Source organism: Oceanotoga sp. (assembly GCF_030445905.1).
In the GTDB taxonomy this organism is placed as follows: Bacteria; Thermotogota; Thermotogae; order Petrotogales; family Petrotogaceae; genus Oceanotoga; species Oceanotoga teriensis.
In genome coordinates this window covers 14,843-36,035 of record NZ_JASUSU010000026.1, presented here as the reverse complement: position 1 = coordinate 36,035, position 21,193 = coordinate 14,843, and the positions used below count along the sequence as shown (strand labels likewise).

The window sequence follows — 21,193 nt, the reverse complement described above, 5'->3', positions numbered from 1 at the left end:
CTTCAAAAGAAAATCAAAGTCTTGAAGATATATTTCTTGAGCTCACTGGTGGAGACGAATTTGAAGAAATCATTGATGAACTGTGAGGTGTGATTGATGGAAGAATTAAAATTATTGCTAAAATACTCTTTTAAAAATAAAAGCAGACCAAAAAATAAAGGTTTATTTAAATCAAACAATACAAGCTCTATTTCAAATGTTTTTTTATACATGTTACCAGCTTTAATATTTGGATTCATGCTAATAACATCCTTAACTCCAATATTTAAATATACAAATATACCAATATATGAAAATTCAAAAATCACGATTGCTGATACAATTGTTTCATTATACTTTTTAATAATGTCAATAATGTTTGTACTTCAGTATTCATCAACAATAGTTACAAGTTTATTTGAAAATGATAATCTAATTTTATTATTGACATTTCCAATAAAAAAAAGTTCCATTTTTTTATCTTCAGCAATAGAAAGTTTTGTATTATCTTCTATAAATCTTGGAATGTTATTAGCTGTAATAATATCATATTTAATAGCTAATCCCAATAATATATTTTTATCAATAATATCAAGTGTATTGTTCATAGTTATGTTAATATCATTGGGATTATTAATTGGAATGATAATATCTCTCTTTATAGGAAAAACAGCTGCAAAAAGAACTGCACAAATAATATACTTTATGGGAATAATAGTATTTGTACTCGTTATAAATCTTTTCAGTAATTCAGATATCCAAAAAATAAACAACTCGTTTTCTCCTATCATAGATAAAGCAGATATATTTTTAAATCCCATATGGCCACATGTATATCTTTTAAAAGCTTTTCATGGAAATATTAATTCATCACTAATAATATTATCAATACTAATAATATCAACAATTTTTTTAATAATCTATTTAAATAAAATAGAATTAAACATATCAAACAAAAAAAACAAACATAAAGATATGAAAATAAAAGTATCAAAATTCACATTATTAAAAAAAGAATTCAAACTATTATTTAGAAATTCTTCCATTTTTTTTATGATAATATATCCATTGATTTTACCTTTAATATTTATAATAACAGGTAATATAGAAAATATCAGTTTAAATATATTCTTCATAGTTTTCTCAGCCTTATATTCGGCATATATTTCTATATATTCTATAATAGAAGATTACAATATATGGCCATTACCAATATTAATTCCTCTACAATATAACAAACAAATAAAAATAAAATCTATAATATCATCATTTATATACATATTAGAGTATATTATATTCATAATAATAATAAGTTTTATGAAAGGATTTTCTATATACAATATAATAATGATAATACCTGTATCATTGATACTATATTTCTCAGCACTTTGGGGAACAAAAATGTTTATAAATGATCCTCATAGAGACACATCAAATAAAAACAATATATTAAAGTTTGGAGAATCTATAAAAATACAAATATCAATGGTATTAATATCATTATCGATATTTTTACCTTCATCATATATCGAAAAAATTATAAATGGTAGTATATCTCTAAATATATATATAACTTTATTATTAATCTTAATACCAATAATAGTTATAACAATGTTATTAATATTTTCAAAAAAATTAATAATTTCAATAGATAAATTAATACAAAAAAATTTATATTAAAAATTAGGATTATACCCCTTCCATACAAAATAATTAAATATAAGCCTATGGGAGGGATAATCATTAAAATAAAAATATATTCATGTTTAATAATATTAATAACAATTATAATGAGCTCATGTGTTCCATTTAAAGATCAAGTATTCATAAAATTCAATATAAAACTAGAAGATTCTACTCAAAAAAATTTATATGAAATATATGATTGGGATAAAATGAAAGTCGAAATAATATCTAAAGATGGAGTATCTTCTAATTACACAATGCAAAAAGAAAATCCAACAAATTTGAGAATACTTCTAACACCAGGAAACTATACAATAAAAGTAGAAGGGCTTAATTACAATGGAACTAAAAAAAGGTTCAAAGGAATTAAAAAAGATGTTTTCATAAACAATGGTGAAAATAAAATAAATTTAAATGTAAAGCAAAATCTTGCAAATATCAGTATAGACAATGAATTCAATTTAACTCTAAATGCCACTATAATAAACAAAGAAGAAAAAATCCCCGTAAAAGATTTAGATTCTATAGAAATTTATCCTGAAGATGATATAAAAATACAATATTCAAATAACTTGAAAACCTTTAGAACTATGCCAGATGAAACAACAAATATACTATTTACAAATGCTGAAAATTCAAATGAAGAAATCATAATTTATCAAAATATTATAAAAAAACCAAAAATAAATCTAATAACAAATGATGCAACAAAAAAAACGATCACAGTAAAATGGACTCCAGAAGAAAAAACTTCATACAAAATATATAAAACATCTGATAATAAAAATAAAATGTTCAAAGAACCCACTTTAAAAGAAGAAAGTTCTGGAAAATATATAATAGATGAAACTGGAAAATCAGGCTCTATGACTTATTTCATTTTTCCAATTAAAAATAATGAATATGGTCCATATGAAAAATTAACAGTAAACTTAAATAATCTACCCCCAATACCTAAAAATTCATTTTTTAGCCCAAATGGAACTACAGATGAATCAACAAAAACAATAAACTTTTCTTGGAAATTTGAAGATCCCGAAAATGATGAATTAAATTATACATTATATATAAACGGAATTGGAAAAACACTTGAAATAAATGTAGATTCAGATACAAATTATACTTTAGAAAACCATTATATATTAAAACCAGAAACAACATATACATGGTATATAGAAGCTTCAGATGAAAATAATAAAGTTAAATCAGAAACTTATAAATTTAAAACCGGCAAATAAAAAACAAAAAATAAAAACTTCGGAATAAAAAATTCCGAAGTTTTTTATATAATTTTAAAAGAAATTCGTACAATATATATTATAATATGTATGATATAATATTATAAAGAAATTAAAAAACAGTTAATATTAAAAGGTGAATCAATATAAATGTTACTAACTGTATTTTATTGGCGGTGATTCCATGAGATATAAAAATAAAATAGAAATTCCTACTAAGCTTTTTTATAGCTTCAAAACAGAAGAAAGCTTAAAATGCAATATAGAAATGGTTATAGACTCTGAAAAAATATATAATAAGAAAGAAATACAAGAACAAAAAAATTTAAACACTTTCGTAAAAAACCTTCAATTCACTTTCAGTATAAACCCTGATGGAGAAATCTCAATATTCGATAAAAATAAAATTGAAATTAAAAATGAAAAAATTATAAAAAAAATAAAAAGAACCACTCAATTCAAAAAAGCATCTCAAAAGCTTTCTATATCTCTAAAAGAAAAATTTAAAGAAAAAGATGAATTTTTCATGAGTATATACTCTCAAACCCCTTCATTAAGAACAAAAAATGAATTTGAAAAAATTTCAACCTCATTTGAAATACCAGATCTATACAAAAAAAAAGAATTTGAACCAAAAAAACCAACAATAAAAGATGCTGAATTAGAATTAAAAGAAATAGCAAAATCAAAATTTCCATTCAATTTATTTAAAAATTTTTTAAAACAAAGAAAAGAATTCATACAAAAAAATCTACAATCAGTATATGAAGATAACTTAAAAATCTGGAATCAAAAAAAAGAAAAATTTGATGAAAATGAAGAATATCTGTATAAAAATAGTTTAGAACTAAATAAAAAATCGAAAAAAAACAAACAATACATTGAAGATGCTTTGAAAAATACCAACATTGAAATTTGGATCGAATATATACTCGAAAATTTAAAATTGCCATACAATTTAAAAATGAGCTATGAATATTCAAATAATACAGTTTATGGAGATATTTTAACTCCATGTGAAGAAGAACTACCTCAAAATAGAGTAAACATATTAAAATCTGGGAAAGCTTCTGTTAAAAGCAAACTTAAAAAAGACTATAAATATCTTTACCTATATTCAACACTTGGAACAGCTATATACATAGCTGGAGTTATTTTTAATGTTAGTCCTCATATTGAAAATATAATATTATCTGGTTTAGATAGAAAAACAAATGAATTTCACTATTCTATAGACTTTGACAGATTAACTTTTATGAAATTAAAAATAGACAAATTAACTCCAATAGAAGCAATTTATCTATTTAAAAATAATGCAAATATATTATCGACCTATACTATGAAACCTATAAAACCATTAGAATGAGATTATTTCATAAATATAATCTCATTCTTTATTTTTCATAATTCTTTTCTTTTCATACATCAAATTATCAGCCTTAGATATAAAATCATCGAGCCCTTCACCATTATATTCACAGATGCCATATGCAACCTCTATTTTAAAAGGATATCTCTTTTCATAATTTATTGCCTTAAATTTTTCTTTTATCTTATCCCAAATAAAATTTGCTTTTTTAAAATCACTTTTCGAAAAAATTATGAGAAACTCATCTCCGCCAAGTCTTATAAAATAATCATCTTCATTTATAGAATTCATAATAGTCTCTGAAAAATTTTTTAACATTATATCTCCAAAATTATGTCCATAAACATCGTTTATATATTTAAGATTATTAATATCTAAAAAACATATACTAATATTATCTTTATTTTTAAAATAATTTTTTATCTGTTTTTCAAGTATTATCAAGCCCATTCTTCTATTATAAGCATCTGTTAAAGAATCATAAGATGCATATTTTCTTATTAATTCTTGATTTTTTTTCTGCTCTGTTATATCTTCTTGAATAGCTACAAAAAATTCTATTTTATTTTTTTCATTATAAATAGGTGTTATTATCTGATAAGCAGTATAAAAATCCCCATTTTTTTTCTTATTCACAATTTCTTCTTTCCATATATTGCCAGAAAGAATTGTATTCCACATCTTATAATAATCATCATCTCCATTCATTCCTGAAGATAATATACTCGTTTTTTTCCCAATAGAATCTTTTTTAGAAAAACCTGTTATTCTTTCAAAAGCTGGATTAATATACTCTATAACTCCATCAACATCGGTTATATATATACCATAACCAGCAACTTCAATTGCTTTTTCAAAAAGTTTCAATTTTTTCTCTCTTAGCTTCATATCAGTTATATCCAAAGTAACTCCTAAAACCTTTATATTATTTCCAAAATTATCTTTAATAACCTTTACTTTAGAACTCAAATACTTCAAATCATTATATTTTGTAATTATTTTAAATGTCAATGTTGGTATAAATGTCTCTTTATAAAAAAGTTGCTCATAACTAATAGCTCTTTGAATATCCTCAGAAACAACTAGTTTATAAAAATCTTCTCTTTTAAATTCAGAAACATTCTCAATGCCGAGTATTTTCGCCGAACCTTTAGAAATTTTCATATTTTTTGAATTTAGATCATATTCCCAAGTTCCCATATCTATAAGACTTTCTAATGTACTCAAAATCATAGAGTTACTCTTTAAGACACTTTCTCTTTCATATGATTCATCAAAAACTTTAAATGAAAGTATACAATAACTTCCATCATTTTCATTAAAAAGTTCAGCAGAAAACTTATATTTTTTAAATTCTCCATCCTTTTTCTTAAGTTCGACTTCATCATTAATTATCTTTTTATCTTCGAGTATAAGTTTCTTATATATATCAACTCTATAATCATCTGAATATATACCCAAATCAAAAAAAGTTTTATCTATCAATTCTTCTCTCAAATAACCTAATTCATAAGTATATGCATCATTTATTTCAATATATTTATAAGTATTCAAATCGATAATCGCCATAGGATTATCTGAAAACAAAAAAGCTTTGTAAAATTTTTCGTCCACACTCCAAAAAATAGAACTTTTTTCTGAAGAATTATCAACATCTATATGTTCAACATTACTCAAAGGTACAATTAGAAAATAAATGAATTCTTTTTCATAAAAGAATTTTATTTCAAACTTGCTTTTCAATTTTTCAATAATTATTTGATAAGAATAATTTTTATACTTCATAACTTTATAAAAAATTTTTTCAAACTCTTTATAAGAACCCAAAAGTTTTATATAATAATCATAAAATTCATTTTTTTCGATAATTTCAAAATAATTCTTCTCATTTTCTTCATCAAATATAACTTTTATTATAGAAAAACCTATATCATTTAAACTGAACAATTTATAAACCTTTGAAATATATTCATCCATAAAAATCACCTAAATTGTATATTTTTTAATAAAATTAATTAAAAAAATTGTCCAAAACTATTTTAAATCTATCCTGTTCAGAAATTATCAAAGGATCTTCACCATTTTCAAATATATAATAATCACTATTTGGAATATCATTTATCAAATCTATAACCTTAGATTTATCAGTAGAAACTATCATAACTTTTTTCTTTATACTTAAAAGTTCAGAATCATAAAAGTTTTCTATTCTTTTAGAAAATTCAACAAGCATATTAGTATCAGCATCTACAACATCTTCCCAATCAATTCCATGCATAGCTTGCCAAAAACCTTGTCCTATACCCTTCATACTTGCTCTACTCTTTTGAATACTGAATGCAACACCTCTTGGTATCGATTTACCCAAAAAACTATCTATCATTACTTTATCTATATTTGAGTCATTCAAAATAACCATATTCAAAGCAATTATTGATCCACCACTGATCCCTAAAATATTTACATCAGAAAGATTTAAATCTTCAATCATACTCAAAAATACTTCTGCAGAAAATTTCCAAAAATTTAATGGAAATCTTTTTATTCTGCTGGATTTTCCATGACCTGGCAAATCTGGAGCAATAACTCTATAATCTTTTGATAAAATATCTATTTCATTCAAAAAAAGTTCTGTTGATGCAGTATCTCCATGTAAAAATAATATATTCTTTCCCTTTCCTTTATCATGATAAAAAATTTCAAGATCTTTATAATTATATGTAGCCATATACATCACCTCTTATTAATATAATTATAACATATATAAAAATTTCTACTATTAATATAAAAAATAATATTTTTATTCAAAATAAATTTTAAAATTAAAAATTATTAAGGTATAATATATTATAAGAAAATATTATACAATGAGGAGAATTTCAATTGAGAAAAATAATAACTTTTTTATTTTTAATTACTTCAATACTTATATTTGCATCATTAGATGATATATCAGAAATATTCAATAAAGAAGATATGATTCAAAGTTCAGATCAAAAACTGCAAAAAATGGGATATCTTTTAAAACATTGGGAAAAAAATCATTCTCTTTACAAACAAAAAGCAGATGAAATAAAAATAAACAATTTTCGTGAAGATGAAAAAGCTTTAATAAACTTCATGGAAAATATACAACCCTTAGTTTATATAGATCCAGTTGCTAAATTAGGTAAACTTTATGAACAATATCCAGATTCAATAGCTGTAAAATCACTTTATCTTTTATACAATGTAGAGTATTGGAAAGCCATAAAAGATCCAAAAATTGCAGAACAAATAATAAGTTTAAGTAATGAAATAGAAAACATAAAATCAAAAGACATACCACTTGGAATATATGCAAAAAGTTTAATAATGTGGAAATCAAATATATTTAAAAACGAAGAAATAGCTTATTCACAGTTAAAAAATTTATATATTAATATAACTAATCAAAAAGAGATTTTAGAATTACTTATAGAAATGAATTATCAAAATAAAAATAACTCATTAACCAAAAAACTCTATAAAGATTATTTAGAAAAACCAGAAAAAGATGTAAAAACAATGATTCATCTTGCAAATCTTTTGTACTTTGATAATGATATAGAAGAATTATCAAAATTTTCAGAAGATCTTTTAAACCAATATCCAAACAATAGTTTTGTAAAAAAGAATATATATGAAATACTTGGAGACTCATCAAAAAATATAGACCAAAAAGTAGAATATTATAAATTAGCTTCTTCAAGCGATCCAGAAGACCCAAACCTTTTAACAAAACTTGGATTGTCTTATTATGAACAAGATCCAAAAGAAAATGCAAAACTCGTAAGAATCATTTTGAATTCTTCGATATCAAAAAATCCAAATCAACCTGAAGTAGAAAAAATACTTTCTAAACTAAGAAAAAATGTAATCATTAAAAACTTCTTATTTTATATGGTTCCAATAATTTTAATAACAGCAATTGGAATATTTTTATTGTTGAAACTTGAAAAAATAAAAAAAGAAAAAGAACTTAAATTGATGAATGATGAAAATGATGATAATATATAAAAGTGGAAAATTAATATTTTCCACTTTTATTTTACCATATTTTATTAAAAAACAATTTTAAAAAATTACAAAAAAGTTACTTATTGTTTTACAAAAATATATTTACTTTTTTAAAAGAATATGATAGAATATATACAGAAGTTAGGTAAACCTAAAATATTCAGGGACTAATTATTAACAAATACTTTCAATGGTGTGATGCTCCTCTTGTCTATTTCAAAGAAGATTATTCAATTGTCATAAAAAACGGGTTTAAAACCCGTTTTTTATTATATTTTAATATAAAATGGTATAATAAATAAAAAACAGGAGTTATAAGATGAAAAAAATTTTTATTTATTGTGCATACACTTTAATATCTATAACAATAATCGCCCATCCACATGTATTCATAGAAGTTTTAACTAAAATAAATATAAAAAACGATATATTAGAAATATCTTCAACTTGGAAATTTGACGATTTAATGAGCATGCTTTTAAAAAAACAATATAATGATATAGATTCTATAAATAAAAAACTTCAAGAAAAATATAAAAAAGAAAATTTTTTTACTACAATTTATCTAAACCAAAAAAACCTACAAATTTCGCCCTTAAAAATATTTTCAACTGAAATCGAAAACAGAATATTGTTTACAATGATATACGATTTAAAATTAGAAAATAATAATAATGAAATAATCATTTCAACATATGATAAAAGTTATTATACTTATTTAAAAACCGAAAAAGATGATAATATAAATATAATACCAAACAAAAATTATGAAATAGAAAGTACTATATTTGCAAATTTTGATAAATTATTTTACTTTGATCAAATATTTCCATATGAAATAAAATTAATAATTCGGAGAAAATAAAAATGAATATAAAAAAAATAACTTTATTTATAATAATATTAATTATAATATTATTTTTAATCAAATACTTCAATATAATTCCAAAAATAAATCATGAAATAATTAATATACAATATAATATAAATCAAACACTTGGAAATCTTATAAAATCGATAAAAGAAAACCCTCAAAATTTAATAAATGCTTCAATAATATCTTTTTTATTTGGTATAATTCATGCCGCTGGACCAGGTCATGGAAAAACATTTGCTGCTTCTATATTTTTAGAGGATAAAACATCAAATGCTAAAAAATCGATAATATTTGGGAATATATTTGCTATAACTCACACATTATCTGCAATAATTTTGATATCTTTTTTTTATTTTATTATAAAAGACATTCTTTTCATAGATAGCGAAACTCCTACAAAAATAATAAAATTGATAAGTAGTTCATTTTTGATATTATTAGGAATATTTTTACTAATAAAAAATATAAAAGACAAAAATGATGCTCCAAAAAACAAAGAGTACAAAATCACGGCTTTCCTAGCCGGAATTGTACCTTGTCCTGGAGTTATGACTATTATGTTATTTTCAATTTCATATGACTTTTACATTCAAGGCATAATTCTTTCAATAGCTATGTCAATTGGTATGGGATTAACCGTAACTATTTCGGCTTTACTATCACATTATTTTAGAATATTCTTAGATAAAAAAATATTCAATTTTAAAAAAGGACAAAAAATAATTTCTACATTTGCAAGCATTATGATAATATTTTTTGGTTTAATCTCATTGAATTTATATTAAATAACATCTTCGAGTGGAATTTCTATTATTAGACAGTTCAATCCAACATCTAATATCATATTATCTAAAGAAAAAAATTTTCCGTTTATATCTTCAACAATAACTTCAAAATCGTCATATTTTTCAAGTTCAGAATAAACTTGAGAAACATTATAAGTTATCTTGGGATCCTTTTCACATACAACTATTTTATTTTTCTTTAAATAAATATCATCTGGATAAAGAGAACATTCTCCTTTTCCTATACTTTCTTTACTATCAATAAAAACAAAATAAATCATGGTAGCTTCATCAGATTCTACAATACTTTCAATTTTGTTCAAAAATTCACTTTTTAACATAAAATCCCTCCCTTGATTTTCCAAATTACAATCATATATCATTATAGCATTACAAAATTAATTTAAATTAAATTAATTTTAATTTCCAGCTTCTTTCAATCCCTGAAAAATTTTAACCTCTTTACCTTGTGAAATTCTTATGAAATTTATTCTATGCTTAAATAAATTCACTCCATAAATAACAATATATGCAAATAAATATTCATTAGATCCCATAAAAATTTTCAACACTATTATACTAAGTATAGAAAGCAAAACTCCTATTGATAAATATTTTGTCAAAAGAGTATAGAAAGTAGATAATATTAAAAAAGTTATTCCCATAATAACACTATCTGCAAATATAATTCCCCAATTAACCGCTATTCCTTTTCCTCCTTTAAACTTTAAAAATAAACTCCAATTATGGCCTAAAACGGCTAAAATCAAAGCCAAATTTATGAAAAATAAACTTTCGAGAAAATAATCAGCAATTAAAAATACTATTATTCCTTTAAAAACATCTAATACCATAGATAATATGCCTATAAAATAACCTGAAGTATAAATAGCATTAGTTCCTCCAGGATTTTTTGTTCCCTCTTTTAATGTGTTTTTATTCTTAAATACTTTTGGAAGTATATAACTAAATGGTACACTTCCTATCAAATAGGATAAAATTAAAATTAAAATATTCATAATAATTCCCCTTTCATAATTTTTGAAGGGCCAGAATATCTTCTATTCTATCATTCATATATTTATAACTATCTTCAACTCCATTGTTATACATATCCTTACCTATATTATCAATAAAAAACCCAAGTATATCATGAGCCCTTATTTGCCCTATATCTTCTCCAAATTCTTCACTAAAAAATACTATTATTTTTTGTAAAAGAATTTTTTTATATTCTTCAGATATATCCATAAAAACACCTCCATTTTTATATATTATACCTTAAAAATAATAAAAAAAAGTCCAGTAAACTGGACTTTTTTAAAAATAATTTTAATTATATTTCTTTAGCACTATTTCCATAATAAGCTGCTTTATATATTTCTTTTACATCTTCTGCTGAAGATTCCCTTGGATTTGTAGCTGTACAAGGATCTTCAAAAGCATTTTTTGACATTCTATCTAAAACTTCAAGAAATTTTTCTTCTGAAATTTCAACTTCTGTTACTTCTTTCAATGTTGTTGGGATATTCAATGATTTATTCATTTCTTTTAATGTTTCAGATATATTTGAACTTCCTAAAACTTCTTCAATATCTTTATATTTGTCTGTTGCTTTTTTATTATATTCAATTACATAAGGTAATAATATAGCATTTGCAAGACCATGAGTTATACCAAATTCTCCACCTATTTTATGAGCAAGACTATGTACTAATCCTAAAGAAGCATTTGTAAATGCCATTCCTGCTAAAGTTGAAGCATTATGCATATCATCTCTTGCTTTCATATTTTCTCCATCTTTAAAAGCTTCTGGTAACTGTTTATAGGTTAATTTTATAGCTTCCATTGCAAGTGGATCTGTATAACTTGTTGCTGTAGTTGAAACATAAGCTTCAATTGCATGAGTCATAACATCCATACCAACATTTGCAGTTATATGTGCTGGCATTTTTGCTGGTAATCTTGAATCAAGAATAGCTATATCAGGAGTTATTTCATATGATACAAGTGGATATTTTATATGATTTTCTGTATCAGTTATAACAGAAAAAGCTGTTATTTCAGATGCAGTTCCACTAGTTGATGGAATAGCTACAAATTTTGCTTTTGTTCTTAATTCTGGAAATTTAAAAGCAACTAAATCCTCAAATTTTGATTCTGGATATTCATAAAAAACCCACATTATTTTAGCAGCATCTAAAGCAGAACCTCCACCAATTGCAACAATCCAATCAGGCTGGAATTCTTGCATTGCCTTAGCTCCCCTTAAAACAGTTTTAACAGATGGATTCGGTTCAACTCCGTCCACTATACTGACTTCCATACCTGCTTTCTCAAGTTGAGCTTTTGCTTCATCCAAAAATCCAAATCTTTTCATAGAACTTCCACCAGTTACAAGTGTTGCTTTTTTTCCTTCTAATGAAGACAAATATTCTAAAGTTCCTTCTCCAAAAACTATATCTTTTGGTACTCTAAACCATCTCATATCCATTAAATTCGCCTCCTAAAATTAATTATTTTTTAAATGTTCATCTATTGCTTTTGCCGCTTTTTTACCTGCACCCATCGCTAAAATAACAGTTGCAGCTCCTGTAACAACATCTCCTCCAGCATAAACATCATCTTTAGTTGTTTTCATAGTATCTTCATCAACTATTATCCCACCCCAATTTTCAGTTTTTAAACCCGGTGTGGTTTGTCTAATAAGAGGATTTGGTGTTTGTCCAATAGCCATTATTACAGTATCAAGATCGAGTTTGAAATTACTTTCTTTAATCGCTACAGGTCTTCTTCTTCCAGATGAATCTGGTTCACCAAGTTCCATTTTTATACATTCCATGGATTCAACCCAACCATCTTTTCCATTTATTTTTACAGGATTATTTAATAATTTAAAAATTATTCCTTCTTCTTTAGCATGATGAACCTCTTCAACTCTTGCTGGAAGTTCTTCTTCACTTCTTCTATAAACTATGTAAACCTCTTGAGCTCCCAATCTTTTAGCAGTTCTTGCAGCATCCATAGCAACATTACCACCACCGACTACTGCTACTTTTTTACCAACTTTAACCGGTGTAGAAGAATTTTTTTTATAAGCTTTCATAAGATTAACTCTTGTCAAAAATTCATTTGCAGAATAAACTCCATTTAAATTTTCGCCTTCTATTTTCATGAATTTTGGAAGTCCTGCTCCACTACCCACAAAAACTCCCATATATCCTTCTTCAAAAAGCTCATCTATAGTTATAGATTTTCCAACTATAACATTAGTAATTAATTCAACTCCGAGATCCTCTATCTTCTTTATCTCATTTCTAACAAGAGATTTTGGAAGTCTAAATTCAGGAATACCATAACTTAAAACGCCACCTGGAGTATGTAAAGCTTCAAATAAAGTAACTTTATATCCTCTTTTTGCAAGTTCAAAAGCACATGTCAAACCTGCAGGTCCAGCTCCAACTACTGCTATTTTTATATTATTAGATTCTATATCTTCTTTTTTGTTTTTTATATTATTCATATGCCAATCTGCAACGAATCTTTCAAGTCTTCCTATTGCGACTGGTTCACCAGCTTTACCTCTTACACACTTTCCTTCACATTGATTTTCCTGTGGACATACTCTCCCACATATAGCTGGTAAAACATTTTCTCTTGTTATAACTTTATAAGCTTCTTCAAAATTACCTTTTGAAACTTGATTTATAAATTCTGGAATGGGAACATTAACTGGACACCCATTCATACATGGTTTATGTTTACATTGTAAACATCTACCAGCTTCTTCAATGGCTTCTTCTTCTGTATATCCTAAAACAACTTCTTCAAAATTTTTATTTCTTATATCAGGTTCTTGTTCTCTTATAGGAGTTTTTACTTTACTTAAATTAGGCATTATTACCATCTCCTATTCCTATTCTACAAATATGTTCCTCTTCTTCTTTATACATTGATTGCCTTTGCATACATTCATCAAAATCAACAAGGAAACCATCAAAATCAGGTCCATCAACACAAGCAAATTTTGTTTCTCCTCCAACTGTAACTCTACATCCGCCACACATTCCAGTACCATCTATCATTATTGGATTCAATGATACATTAGTTTTTATATTATTTTCTTTTGTGATATTGACTATAGCTTTCATCATAACTAAAGGACCTATAGCAACCACAAGATCATATTTTTCTCCATTTTCGAGGAGCTCTAAAAGTTTATCAGTAACAAAACCTTTAATACCTTTAGACCCATCATTAGTTGCATAATAGATATTGTCTACAAATTCTTCAAACATATTTTCCATTATGATATGTTTATTAGTTCTACCACCAAGAAGAACATCTACTTGAACTCCAAGATCTTTCATCTTTTTCATCTGTGGATAAAGAGGAGCTATTCCAACACCTCCGCCAATTCCAAGTACTCTTTTAACTTTATGAATGGGAGCAGGTTGACCTAAAGGCCCTACAAAATCATTTATAAAATCTCCCTCATTTTTATTACTCAATTTTTTTGTTGAATATCCAACAACCTGATAAATTATGGTAACCGTTTCTTTTTTTCTATCATAGTCAGCTATTGTCAAGGGAATTCTTTCTCCATCTTCATCAACTCTTAAAATTATAAACTGACCAGGTTCACATTTTCTTGCAACATAAGGTGCATGAACTACCATTAATTCAACATCAGGATTAAGTATTTCTTTTTTTATTATTCTATACATATAACCCCTTCTTTCAGCTCTGTTTATTAACATTTTCACAAAGTTTAAAAATATAAATTGTGAAACTTTTAATTTTTACCATCGATATAATTATAATAAAAGTTGATTAAATCATAATAATTAATCAAGTTAATATTCTTTTAAACCTTTCACTTTTAAACTTTTAAACAAAAGTTATTTTGTGAAGAATATAACTTATTTTTAATAAATGAACAACATTTTAAAAATATGACTAATTAACTTGACTTTAAATAAAAAAAATATTATAATATTTTTGTAGACTAATCTACAAAAATTAGAATAAGTTAAGAAGGGTGGGAATTTTATATGAAAAAAGTTTTGAGTGTTTTTTTATTGAGTTTATTCATTTTTAGTTCTATGCTTGCATTTGCTGAATCATCGCCAAAAGTGTCTGATTTAACTCCTTGGAAAGGATTAAATCTTGATATGGGAAATATTTATAATAATAAATATGCCGACAAATTATATGAAGCTGTTAGCAAACATAAAAAAGGATATAGCCCAGAAATGGTAAAAGAATTTTATATTAAAAATTACACTACTGATATAAAATCTTTAGAAGTTTTGGATGGAAATAACATATTAATAAATGAAAGTTATAAAATATCATATAATTATATTGGTAAGTTAGAAACTAATTGGGGGGATTATGATATAGAATGGTTTATATTCACAACCGAAGATCCCAAAGCAGAAGAAATAAATGTAAAAACTCTTTTATTAGTACCTTATCATCAACATGGAAATGGATTAAAACATTTTCATGCAAGATTTGGTAATACTTCATTTGCATATCTTTCAACAGATAAATACTTAAATAATTGGTGGCCTACTTTTTATGATCCTTCAGTTACAAATATAGAAAGAATTATAGATGATATGCTAAAAAATGCAAGAATGTCAGCATCTATGTTGCCAGATATAAAGTAATAAAAAATCCTATCATTAAAATGATAGGATTTTTTTAACATGGATAATATTTATTTTTAATTAGAAAATCAATATAAAAAGCAGCTATAACCATTTTAGGGTTATTTATTAATTCTTCTCTTCTATATTTTTTTAATTTTCTCTCATCTTGTTCATAATTTATAAGCTTATATATTCTATCTTTTTCATTTATTTTTTCATATTCATTTATAATTTTTTTATTTAAAAGATTTACAGAATATATTCTTTTACTATTTAAATTAAAATAATTACCAGTTATTTCAACAATTGATAATATATTAGATTTTCTCTTTTTGGAATCACAATATTTATGAATAAAATTAAAAAATCTTTTACTTAAAAGTTCTTTATACAAAAAAGGAAAATTATTATTAATTCCAAAAAACTGTTCTATATTAGCCTTAGACAAACTATTTTTTATAAATTGGCATTTCTTATCATAAACAATATAATACTTTATTCCGGTCAAATGATTAAAAGCTTTTAAAGTATCCAAATATCCAAATTTTATATTTTCTTTAGCTTTTTCAGAATCTATTTCTAAAGTTTTTCCAAGATCCCTATTTGATCTTATATATATTACATTTGAATCTTTTAAAGGTTTTGATTTTTTTGTATGTTTTCCACCAACATCTACTACAATTATATTTTTTATACCTTTATTTTCCATCATCGTTATAGGTAGATTATCATGAATTCCACCATCTATATATTTTTTCTCATCTATCTCAACTGGTTTAAATGCTGGAAAACAAGAACTTGCAAGAAGATAATCAACAAATTTACCTTGAGGTATATCTTCTTTAAAAATTTCAATTGGTTTTTTATCTGTGAGTGAATAGGTATTTATTCCAAAATCAATATTTGATCTTCTTATTTTCTCTTCATCTATATATTTTCTCAATATTTCTTCAAGTGGTTTTGTTTCTATACCACCAGATGTTATGAGGTTTTTGATAACTGTTAAAAAAGAAAAATATTTTTTATTATACATTTTTTTATTATTCCATTTTTCTTTGTCTACACTTAAAACCGTATCAATACTGAAATGTGTCCATGCAAGCTTTAATAATTCATAATCCTCCTGTATTAAAAAAGCTCCATTCAAAGCACCTATCGATGTTCCAGTTATAGTAGAAATTTTTATATTCATTTCACTTAATGCTTTCCAAACTCCAATTTGATAACTACCCTTAGCTCCTCCCCCAGAAAGAACTAATCCATAATTATTCAAAATGATCCCCTCCCAAGATTACTTTATTTCTTCAATTATTTTTATAGTAAAATATATTTCAAAATTTTTATCCCCATCATTTAAATCATAATCAATTATATCTTTGATTTTATTTATCCTATAAGCTAAAGTATTTCTATGTAAATACATACTCTTTGCCGTTTCTATCATATTCATATTATTTTTTAAATAAGACTTCAAAGTTTCAAAATACTCAGTATTTTTATTCTTATCATATTCTATTAACTTATAAACAGAATTTTGACAAAAATCTTTCAAATTTATCTTATCTTTTATATTATATATTAAATCTAAAACTTTAAAATCAGAATATTTTATCAAATTATTATCATAATTTTTATGATTTTTTAAAGCAAAAAGACTTTGATTATAATATTTTTTCATATTTATGATATCAGAGAAAAAATCACTTATTCCAACATATACATTATTTTTATTTAAAATAGTTTTTATATCTTCATCTTCTATTATACTCATATCTCTTTTATCTATCAAAACTATAAAATTTTCTTTATAATAAACTGTTTTAAAATTCAAAAATTTTTCTTGAATAAAAGAATATAAATTTTTTAATTTATTTTTTTCCTCAATTTTTGATAATTGAACACAAAATATAAAATAATCTTTATTTAAGTTAAAATCACAACTCATAGCTCTTTCTTTTAAAATATTTTCATTTTTTATATTTCCTTCAAGTAAATCTAAAAAAAGATTTTCATACATCAAACCTTTTAAATTTTTGTAATTTCCATTTTTATCTAATTTTTCAGATATTACATCACTTAATGTTTTTAAAAGCTTAAAACTTTCTTCATCAAAATTTTTCTTTGACTCGAGAACTATTATATTCCCCATACATCTATGATCTATTATAACTTTGCTTACCATCTTTTTTATGGGACTTGCATAACATGTAACTACAAATGGATAATTAGAATTGGGAGCTTGTTTAACTTCCTTTATTTTCTTCACTTCTTTTATAAACTCATATGAACAATAACCTTTTTCTATATTTTCTTTCCAAAATTTTTCTTCAATTTCTGCTTTTTTCGAATGAGCTATAATTTTATAAGCTGAATCAACGAGAATAACAGGGTTGTTTAATATTTCTGATCCAAGTTCAACTATATATTTTATACCTTTTCCTTGTATTAAAGTATTTAAAAGTAAAGCTGAACTTTCTACCAGTCTATAATCTTTTTTTATAGTTTCTTTTATATAATGAACAAGAACTTTTAAATCTTCTTCATTTATATTTTTATTCATTATATTAAAATTTTCAATTATATCTTTTATACCATAATCTATTTCAGTCAATTAAATCACCTCTATACAATTATAGTGCAAAAAGCACAAATAAGTCAAATTTTTTTGTGTCTTTTTCCGTATTTTTTATTTTTTTATTGTGCTAAAATAAAAATATATTGTTAATATTTTAACAAAAGGAGCTGATTTCATTGAAGTATAAAAAACTTTTTTCTGAAGGTATGATAGGTAATCTAAAATTAAAAAACAGAATTGTAATGCCCGCAATGGGAACTTCTTTAGCAACATCAACTGGAGAAGCAAGTGATGAAATAATCCGTTATTATGAAGAAAGAGCCAAAGGAGGATGTGGTTTAATAATAACAGAAATCACAAGAATAGACAATGAAACAGGCATAGGAACTCCCAACCAATTATGTGTAACTGACAGTTATCAAATACCAAGACTGCAAAAATTAACAAGAGCTGTTCATAAATATGACACAAAAATATTCACTCAATTACATCATCCTGGAAGACAAGCACATAGCAGTAGTTTGAATGGTAAACAAATAGTTGGACCAAGTCCTATTGCATCAAAAGCTATAGGAGAAATACCAAGAGAATTAGAAACTCTTGAAGTAGAAAATTTAGTAAAAAAATTCATAAAAGGAGCTAAAATATCTCAATTGTCCGGCTTTGACGGAATTGAATTACATGGTGCTCATGGATATTTGATATGTCAGTTTTTAAGTCCAGCAACTAATAAAAGAACTGACAAATATGGTGGAACATTTATGAATAGAATGAGATTTTTAACTGAGATAATAATGGGTATAAGACATATATGTGGAAAAGATTTTCCAATTTCTGTAAGAATAGATGGCGATGAATTTATCGAAGGTGGAATAGATATAAATGAATCAATAAAAATCGCAAGATATCTTGAAAGTATAGGTATAGATGCAATAAATGTGAGTTCAGGAACATATGAATCTTCAATAACAATAATAGAACCCGTTTCTTATAAGGAAGGATGGAAAAAACATTTATCTCAATCAATAAAAGAAAATATAAAAATACCTGTAATCGCTTGTGATAGCATCAAAAGACCTGAAATTGCTGAAAATTTACTCGAAACAAATAATCTTGATTTTGTAGCACTTGGAAGAGCTCAATTGGCAGATCCTGAATGGGGAAATAAAGCTTTAAATGGTAAAGAAGATCAGATAAGATCCTGTATTTCATGCTTAAAATGTATAGAATTAATAATGAATGGAAAAAGAATTGAATGTGCTGTAAATCCAAGAGTTGGAATGGAAATAGATTTTGAAGAGTTTAAAAAAGATGGCGATCAAAGAAAAGTTGTAATAATAGGCGGAGGTCCTGCTGGTATGCAAGCTGGAATAAATCTTGCAAAAAGAAATTTTACTCCTATTATATTCGAAAAAGAGGATCATCTTGGTGGAAGTGTTTTTCTTGGAAGTAAACCACCAATGAAAGAAAAATTAAAATGGTTCATAGATAATATGGAAAATGAATTAAAAGATTTAAATGTAGATATAAGACTTAATACAAAAGCTAATATTGATTTATTAAAAAATATAAATCCTTATGCAATTTTTATTGCTACAGGTGCAAAGCCTATAATTCCAAATATAGAAGGCATAAATTCTAAAAATGTTTATACTGCTGAGCAAATATTATCTGAAAAAACAGAAATAAAAAATAAAAAAATAGCTGTTATTGGTTCTGGAATGACAGGTCTTGAAACAGCGGAATATTTAAACAATAAAAATAATGAATTAACTGTAATTGAAATGCAAAAAGATATTGCACCAGGTACTTATTTACCAAATTTGATGGATATTTTACCTCGTATAAAAAAAGAAAAAATTAATTTATTAACTTCTAAAAAACTCGTAAAAATAAATGAAAATTCAATAGAATTAATGAATATGAACACTAAAAAAATAGAAATATTAGAAACAGATTTAATTGTTCTTTCACTTGGGGTTCAATCAAATATCGAAATTGTTGAAGAAATAAAAGAATCATTTAAAAACATAAAAATAATCGGTGATGTTGAAAAACCAGGCAGAATTTTTGATGCTATGAGATCTTCATTTGATAAATCTTATGTACTTTAAGGAGGAGTTTTATGAAAGAATTTAAAAACAAAGTTGCAGTTATAACAGGTGCAGCTAATGGAATAGGTTTAGAGCTTTCAAAAGAAGCCGCAAAAAGAGGTATGAAAGTTGTAATGGCAGATATTGCTGAAAATGATCTCAATATTGCCTTTGATGAAGTTAAAAAAATAAGTTCAGAAGTTATAAAAGTTGTAACGGATGTAACTATATTTGAAGACATGGTAGATCTATCAAAAAAAGCTACAGATTCATTCGAAAAGGTTGATTTATTTTTTAATAATGCTGGAGTTGTAGTTCCAGGACCTATTTGGGAAATTCCTAATAAAGATATAGATTATATAATGCAATCAAATGTATACAGTATAGCATATGGTTTAAAAGTATTTATACCTTTAATGATGAAACAAGGAACACCTGCTCATATAGTTAACACAGCAAGTGTGGCTGGTCTCTTATCTTCACCTGGAATGCCAACCTATCATATGACTAAATTTGCCAATGTTGGATTATCTGAATCAGTAAACTATCAATTAAGAGCTATTAATTCAAATATAAAAATGTCTGTTTATTGCCCTGGTTTTATTCAAACTGATTTAAACCATTGTGATAAAAGAAGACCTAAAAGATTTGAAATAGACAAAAATGATCCTTATTATACAAGTCAAACTTATAAAGATGGTTTAAAAAGAGCCGATCATGTAATAAATACAGGTATACCTATTGATAGTGTTGGCATGAGTGTTTTTCAGGCTATTGAAGATGAACAATTTTATATACTAACTCATCCACAATATAATCCTGTTATAGGATTGAGAGTTAAAACTATATTAGAAGGAAAAAATCCTGATATTTCTATATTCAAAAAATAACTC

19 protein-coding genes are annotated in these 21,193 nt (G+C 24.9%); 9 read left to right on the top strand and 10 right to left on the bottom strand.

All coding sequences use genetic code 11. The features are described 5' to 3' along the window. Positions 1 to 96 precede the first annotated feature (96 nt). The 3 genes from PWP28_RS08675 to PWP28_RS08665 all read left to right on the top strand — a co-directional run bounded on the left by PWP28_RS08675 (position 97) and on the right by PWP28_RS08665 (position 4,269). On the top strand, positions 97 to 1,659 hold the full coding sequence (locus PWP28_RS08675; RefSeq protein ID WP_308644585.1) for a hypothetical protein: 1,563 nt from the start codon (positions 97 to 99) through the stop codon (positions 1,657 to 1,659). Positions 1,660 to 1,706: 47 nt separating this feature from the next. Beyond that, positions 1,707 to 2,903, top strand: a complete 1,197-nt coding sequence (locus PWP28_RS08670) for a hypothetical protein (protein WP_308644584.1) — start codon at positions 1,707 to 1,709, stop codon at positions 2,901 to 2,903. Positions 2,904 to 3,087: 184 nt separating this feature from the next. Continuing rightward, positions 3,088 to 4,269 carry a hypothetical protein gene (locus tag PWP28_RS08665; RefSeq protein ID WP_308644583.1) on the top strand — a complete coding sequence of 394 codons (1,182 nt, stop codon included), beginning with the start codon at positions 3,088 to 3,090 and terminating at the stop codon, positions 4,267 to 4,269. Between the two features lie 21 nt (positions 4,270 to 4,290). On the opposite strand, the gene PWP28_RS08660 is transcribed toward PWP28_RS08665, so the two are convergent. Then, entirely contained in the window at positions 4,291 to 6,249 is a 1,959-nt protein-coding gene (locus PWP28_RS08660) for a diguanylate cyclase (protein ID WP_308644582.1), read from the bottom strand. A gap of 34 nt (positions 6,250 to 6,283) precedes the next feature. After that, a complete protein-coding gene (locus tag PWP28_RS08655) occupies positions 6,284 to 7,000 on the bottom strand; it encodes an alpha/beta fold hydrolase (protein WP_305081502.1) in 717 nt (238 codons plus the stop codon). Positions 7,001 to 7,155: 155 nt separating this feature from the next. Here PWP28_RS08655 and PWP28_RS08650 point away from each other — a divergent pair, with 155 nt between their 5' ends. From PWP28_RS08650 to PWP28_RS08640, 3 genes are all read left to right on the top strand, one after another. Further along, positions 7,156 to 8,310, top strand: coding sequence for a hypothetical protein (locus PWP28_RS08650; protein WP_308644581.1), 1,155 nt, complete (start codon positions 7,156 to 7,158; stop codon positions 8,308 to 8,310). 319 nt (positions 8,311 to 8,629) lie between these two features. Beyond that, positions 8,630 to 9,175, top strand: coding sequence for a DUF1007 family protein (locus tag PWP28_RS08645; protein ID WP_109604712.1), 546 nt, complete (start codon positions 8,630 to 8,632; stop codon positions 9,173 to 9,175). 2 nt (positions 9,176 to 9,177) lie between these two features. Further along, the gene (locus PWP28_RS08640) at positions 9,178 to 9,972 is read left to right on the top strand and encodes a hypothetical protein (RefSeq protein ID WP_109604713.1); all 795 of its coding nucleotides are present in this window, start codon (positions 9,178 to 9,180) and stop codon (positions 9,970 to 9,972) included. On the opposite strand, the gene PWP28_RS08635 is transcribed toward PWP28_RS08640, so the two are convergent. The 6 genes from PWP28_RS08635 to PWP28_RS08610 all read right to left on the bottom strand — a co-directional run bounded on the left by PWP28_RS08635 (position 9,969) and on the right by PWP28_RS08610 (position 14,699). Next, on the bottom strand, positions 9,969 to 10,313 hold the full coding sequence (locus PWP28_RS08635; protein WP_109604714.1) for a hypothetical protein: 345 nt from the start codon (positions 10,311 to 10,313) through the stop codon (positions 9,969 to 9,971). The genes PWP28_RS08640 and PWP28_RS08635 overlap by 4 nt on opposite strands. Before the next feature lie 78 nt (positions 10,314 to 10,391). Beyond that, the gene (locus PWP28_RS08630) at positions 10,392 to 10,991 is read right to left on the bottom strand and encodes a glycerol-3-phosphate acyltransferase (protein WP_109604715.1); all 600 of its coding nucleotides are present in this window, start codon (positions 10,989 to 10,991) and stop codon (positions 10,392 to 10,394) included. Positions 10,992 to 11,004: 13 nt separating this feature from the next. Further along, the gene (locus PWP28_RS08625; RefSeq protein ID WP_109604716.1) at positions 11,005 to 11,223 is read right to left on the bottom strand and encodes a DUF2164 family protein; all 219 of its coding nucleotides are present in this window, start codon (positions 11,221 to 11,223) and stop codon (positions 11,005 to 11,007) included. Between the two features lie 85 nt (positions 11,224 to 11,308). Continuing rightward, the gene (locus PWP28_RS08620; RefSeq protein ID WP_109604717.1) at positions 11,309 to 12,466 is read right to left on the bottom strand and encodes an iron-containing alcohol dehydrogenase; all 1,158 of its coding nucleotides are present in this window, start codon (positions 12,464 to 12,466) and stop codon (positions 11,309 to 11,311) included. A gap of 18 nt (positions 12,467 to 12,484) precedes the next feature. Continuing rightward, positions 12,485 to 13,870: an NADPH-dependent glutamate synthase gene (gltA, locus tag PWP28_RS08615; protein ID WP_308644580.1), complete on the bottom strand. Its 1,386-nt coding sequence runs from the start codon at positions 13,868 to 13,870 to the stop codon at positions 12,485 to 12,487. Continuing rightward, complete coding sequence (locus tag PWP28_RS08610) at positions 13,863 to 14,699, bottom strand: sulfide/dihydroorotate dehydrogenase-like FAD/NAD-binding protein (RefSeq protein ID WP_109604719.1); 837 nt, start codon at positions 14,697 to 14,699, stop codon at positions 13,863 to 13,865. Before PWP28_RS08610 ends, gltA begins: the two co-directional genes overlap by 8 nt. Positions 14,700 to 15,026: 327 nt before the next feature. Between PWP28_RS08610 and PWP28_RS08605 the strand changes: the two genes are divergently transcribed. Beyond that, positions 15,027 to 15,650 (top strand): ZinT/AdcA family metal-binding protein, encoded by a 624-nt coding sequence (locus PWP28_RS08605; RefSeq protein WP_109604720.1) that lies wholly within the window; start codon positions 15,027 to 15,029, stop codon positions 15,648 to 15,650. Positions 15,651 to 15,684: 34 nt separating this feature from the next. Here PWP28_RS08605 and PWP28_RS08600 read toward each other — a convergent pair whose 3' ends face one another. Both PWP28_RS08600 and PWP28_RS08595 read right to left on the bottom strand, forming a co-directional pair. After that, a complete protein-coding gene (locus PWP28_RS08600) occupies positions 15,685 to 16,905 on the bottom strand; it encodes a patatin-like phospholipase family protein (RefSeq protein ID WP_305082137.1) in 1,221 nt (406 codons plus the stop codon). A gap of 18 nt (positions 16,906 to 16,923) precedes the next feature. Beyond that, positions 16,924 to 18,243, bottom strand: a complete 1,320-nt coding sequence (locus PWP28_RS08595) for a helix-turn-helix domain-containing protein (protein ID WP_308644579.1) — start codon at positions 18,241 to 18,243, stop codon at positions 16,924 to 16,926. 140 nt (positions 18,244 to 18,383) lie between these two features. Here PWP28_RS08595 and PWP28_RS08590 point away from each other — a divergent pair, with 140 nt between their 5' ends. Continuing rightward, entirely contained in the window at positions 18,384 to 20,321 is a 1,938-nt protein-coding gene (locus tag PWP28_RS08590) for an NAD(P)/FAD-dependent oxidoreductase (protein ID WP_206050546.1), read from the top strand. A gap of 11 nt (positions 20,322 to 20,332) precedes the next feature. Further along, entirely contained in the window at positions 20,333 to 21,190 is an 858-nt protein-coding gene (locus PWP28_RS08585) for an SDR family NAD(P)-dependent oxidoreductase (RefSeq protein ID WP_109604723.1), read from the top strand. Positions 21,191 to 21,193: the final 3 nt, after the last annotated feature.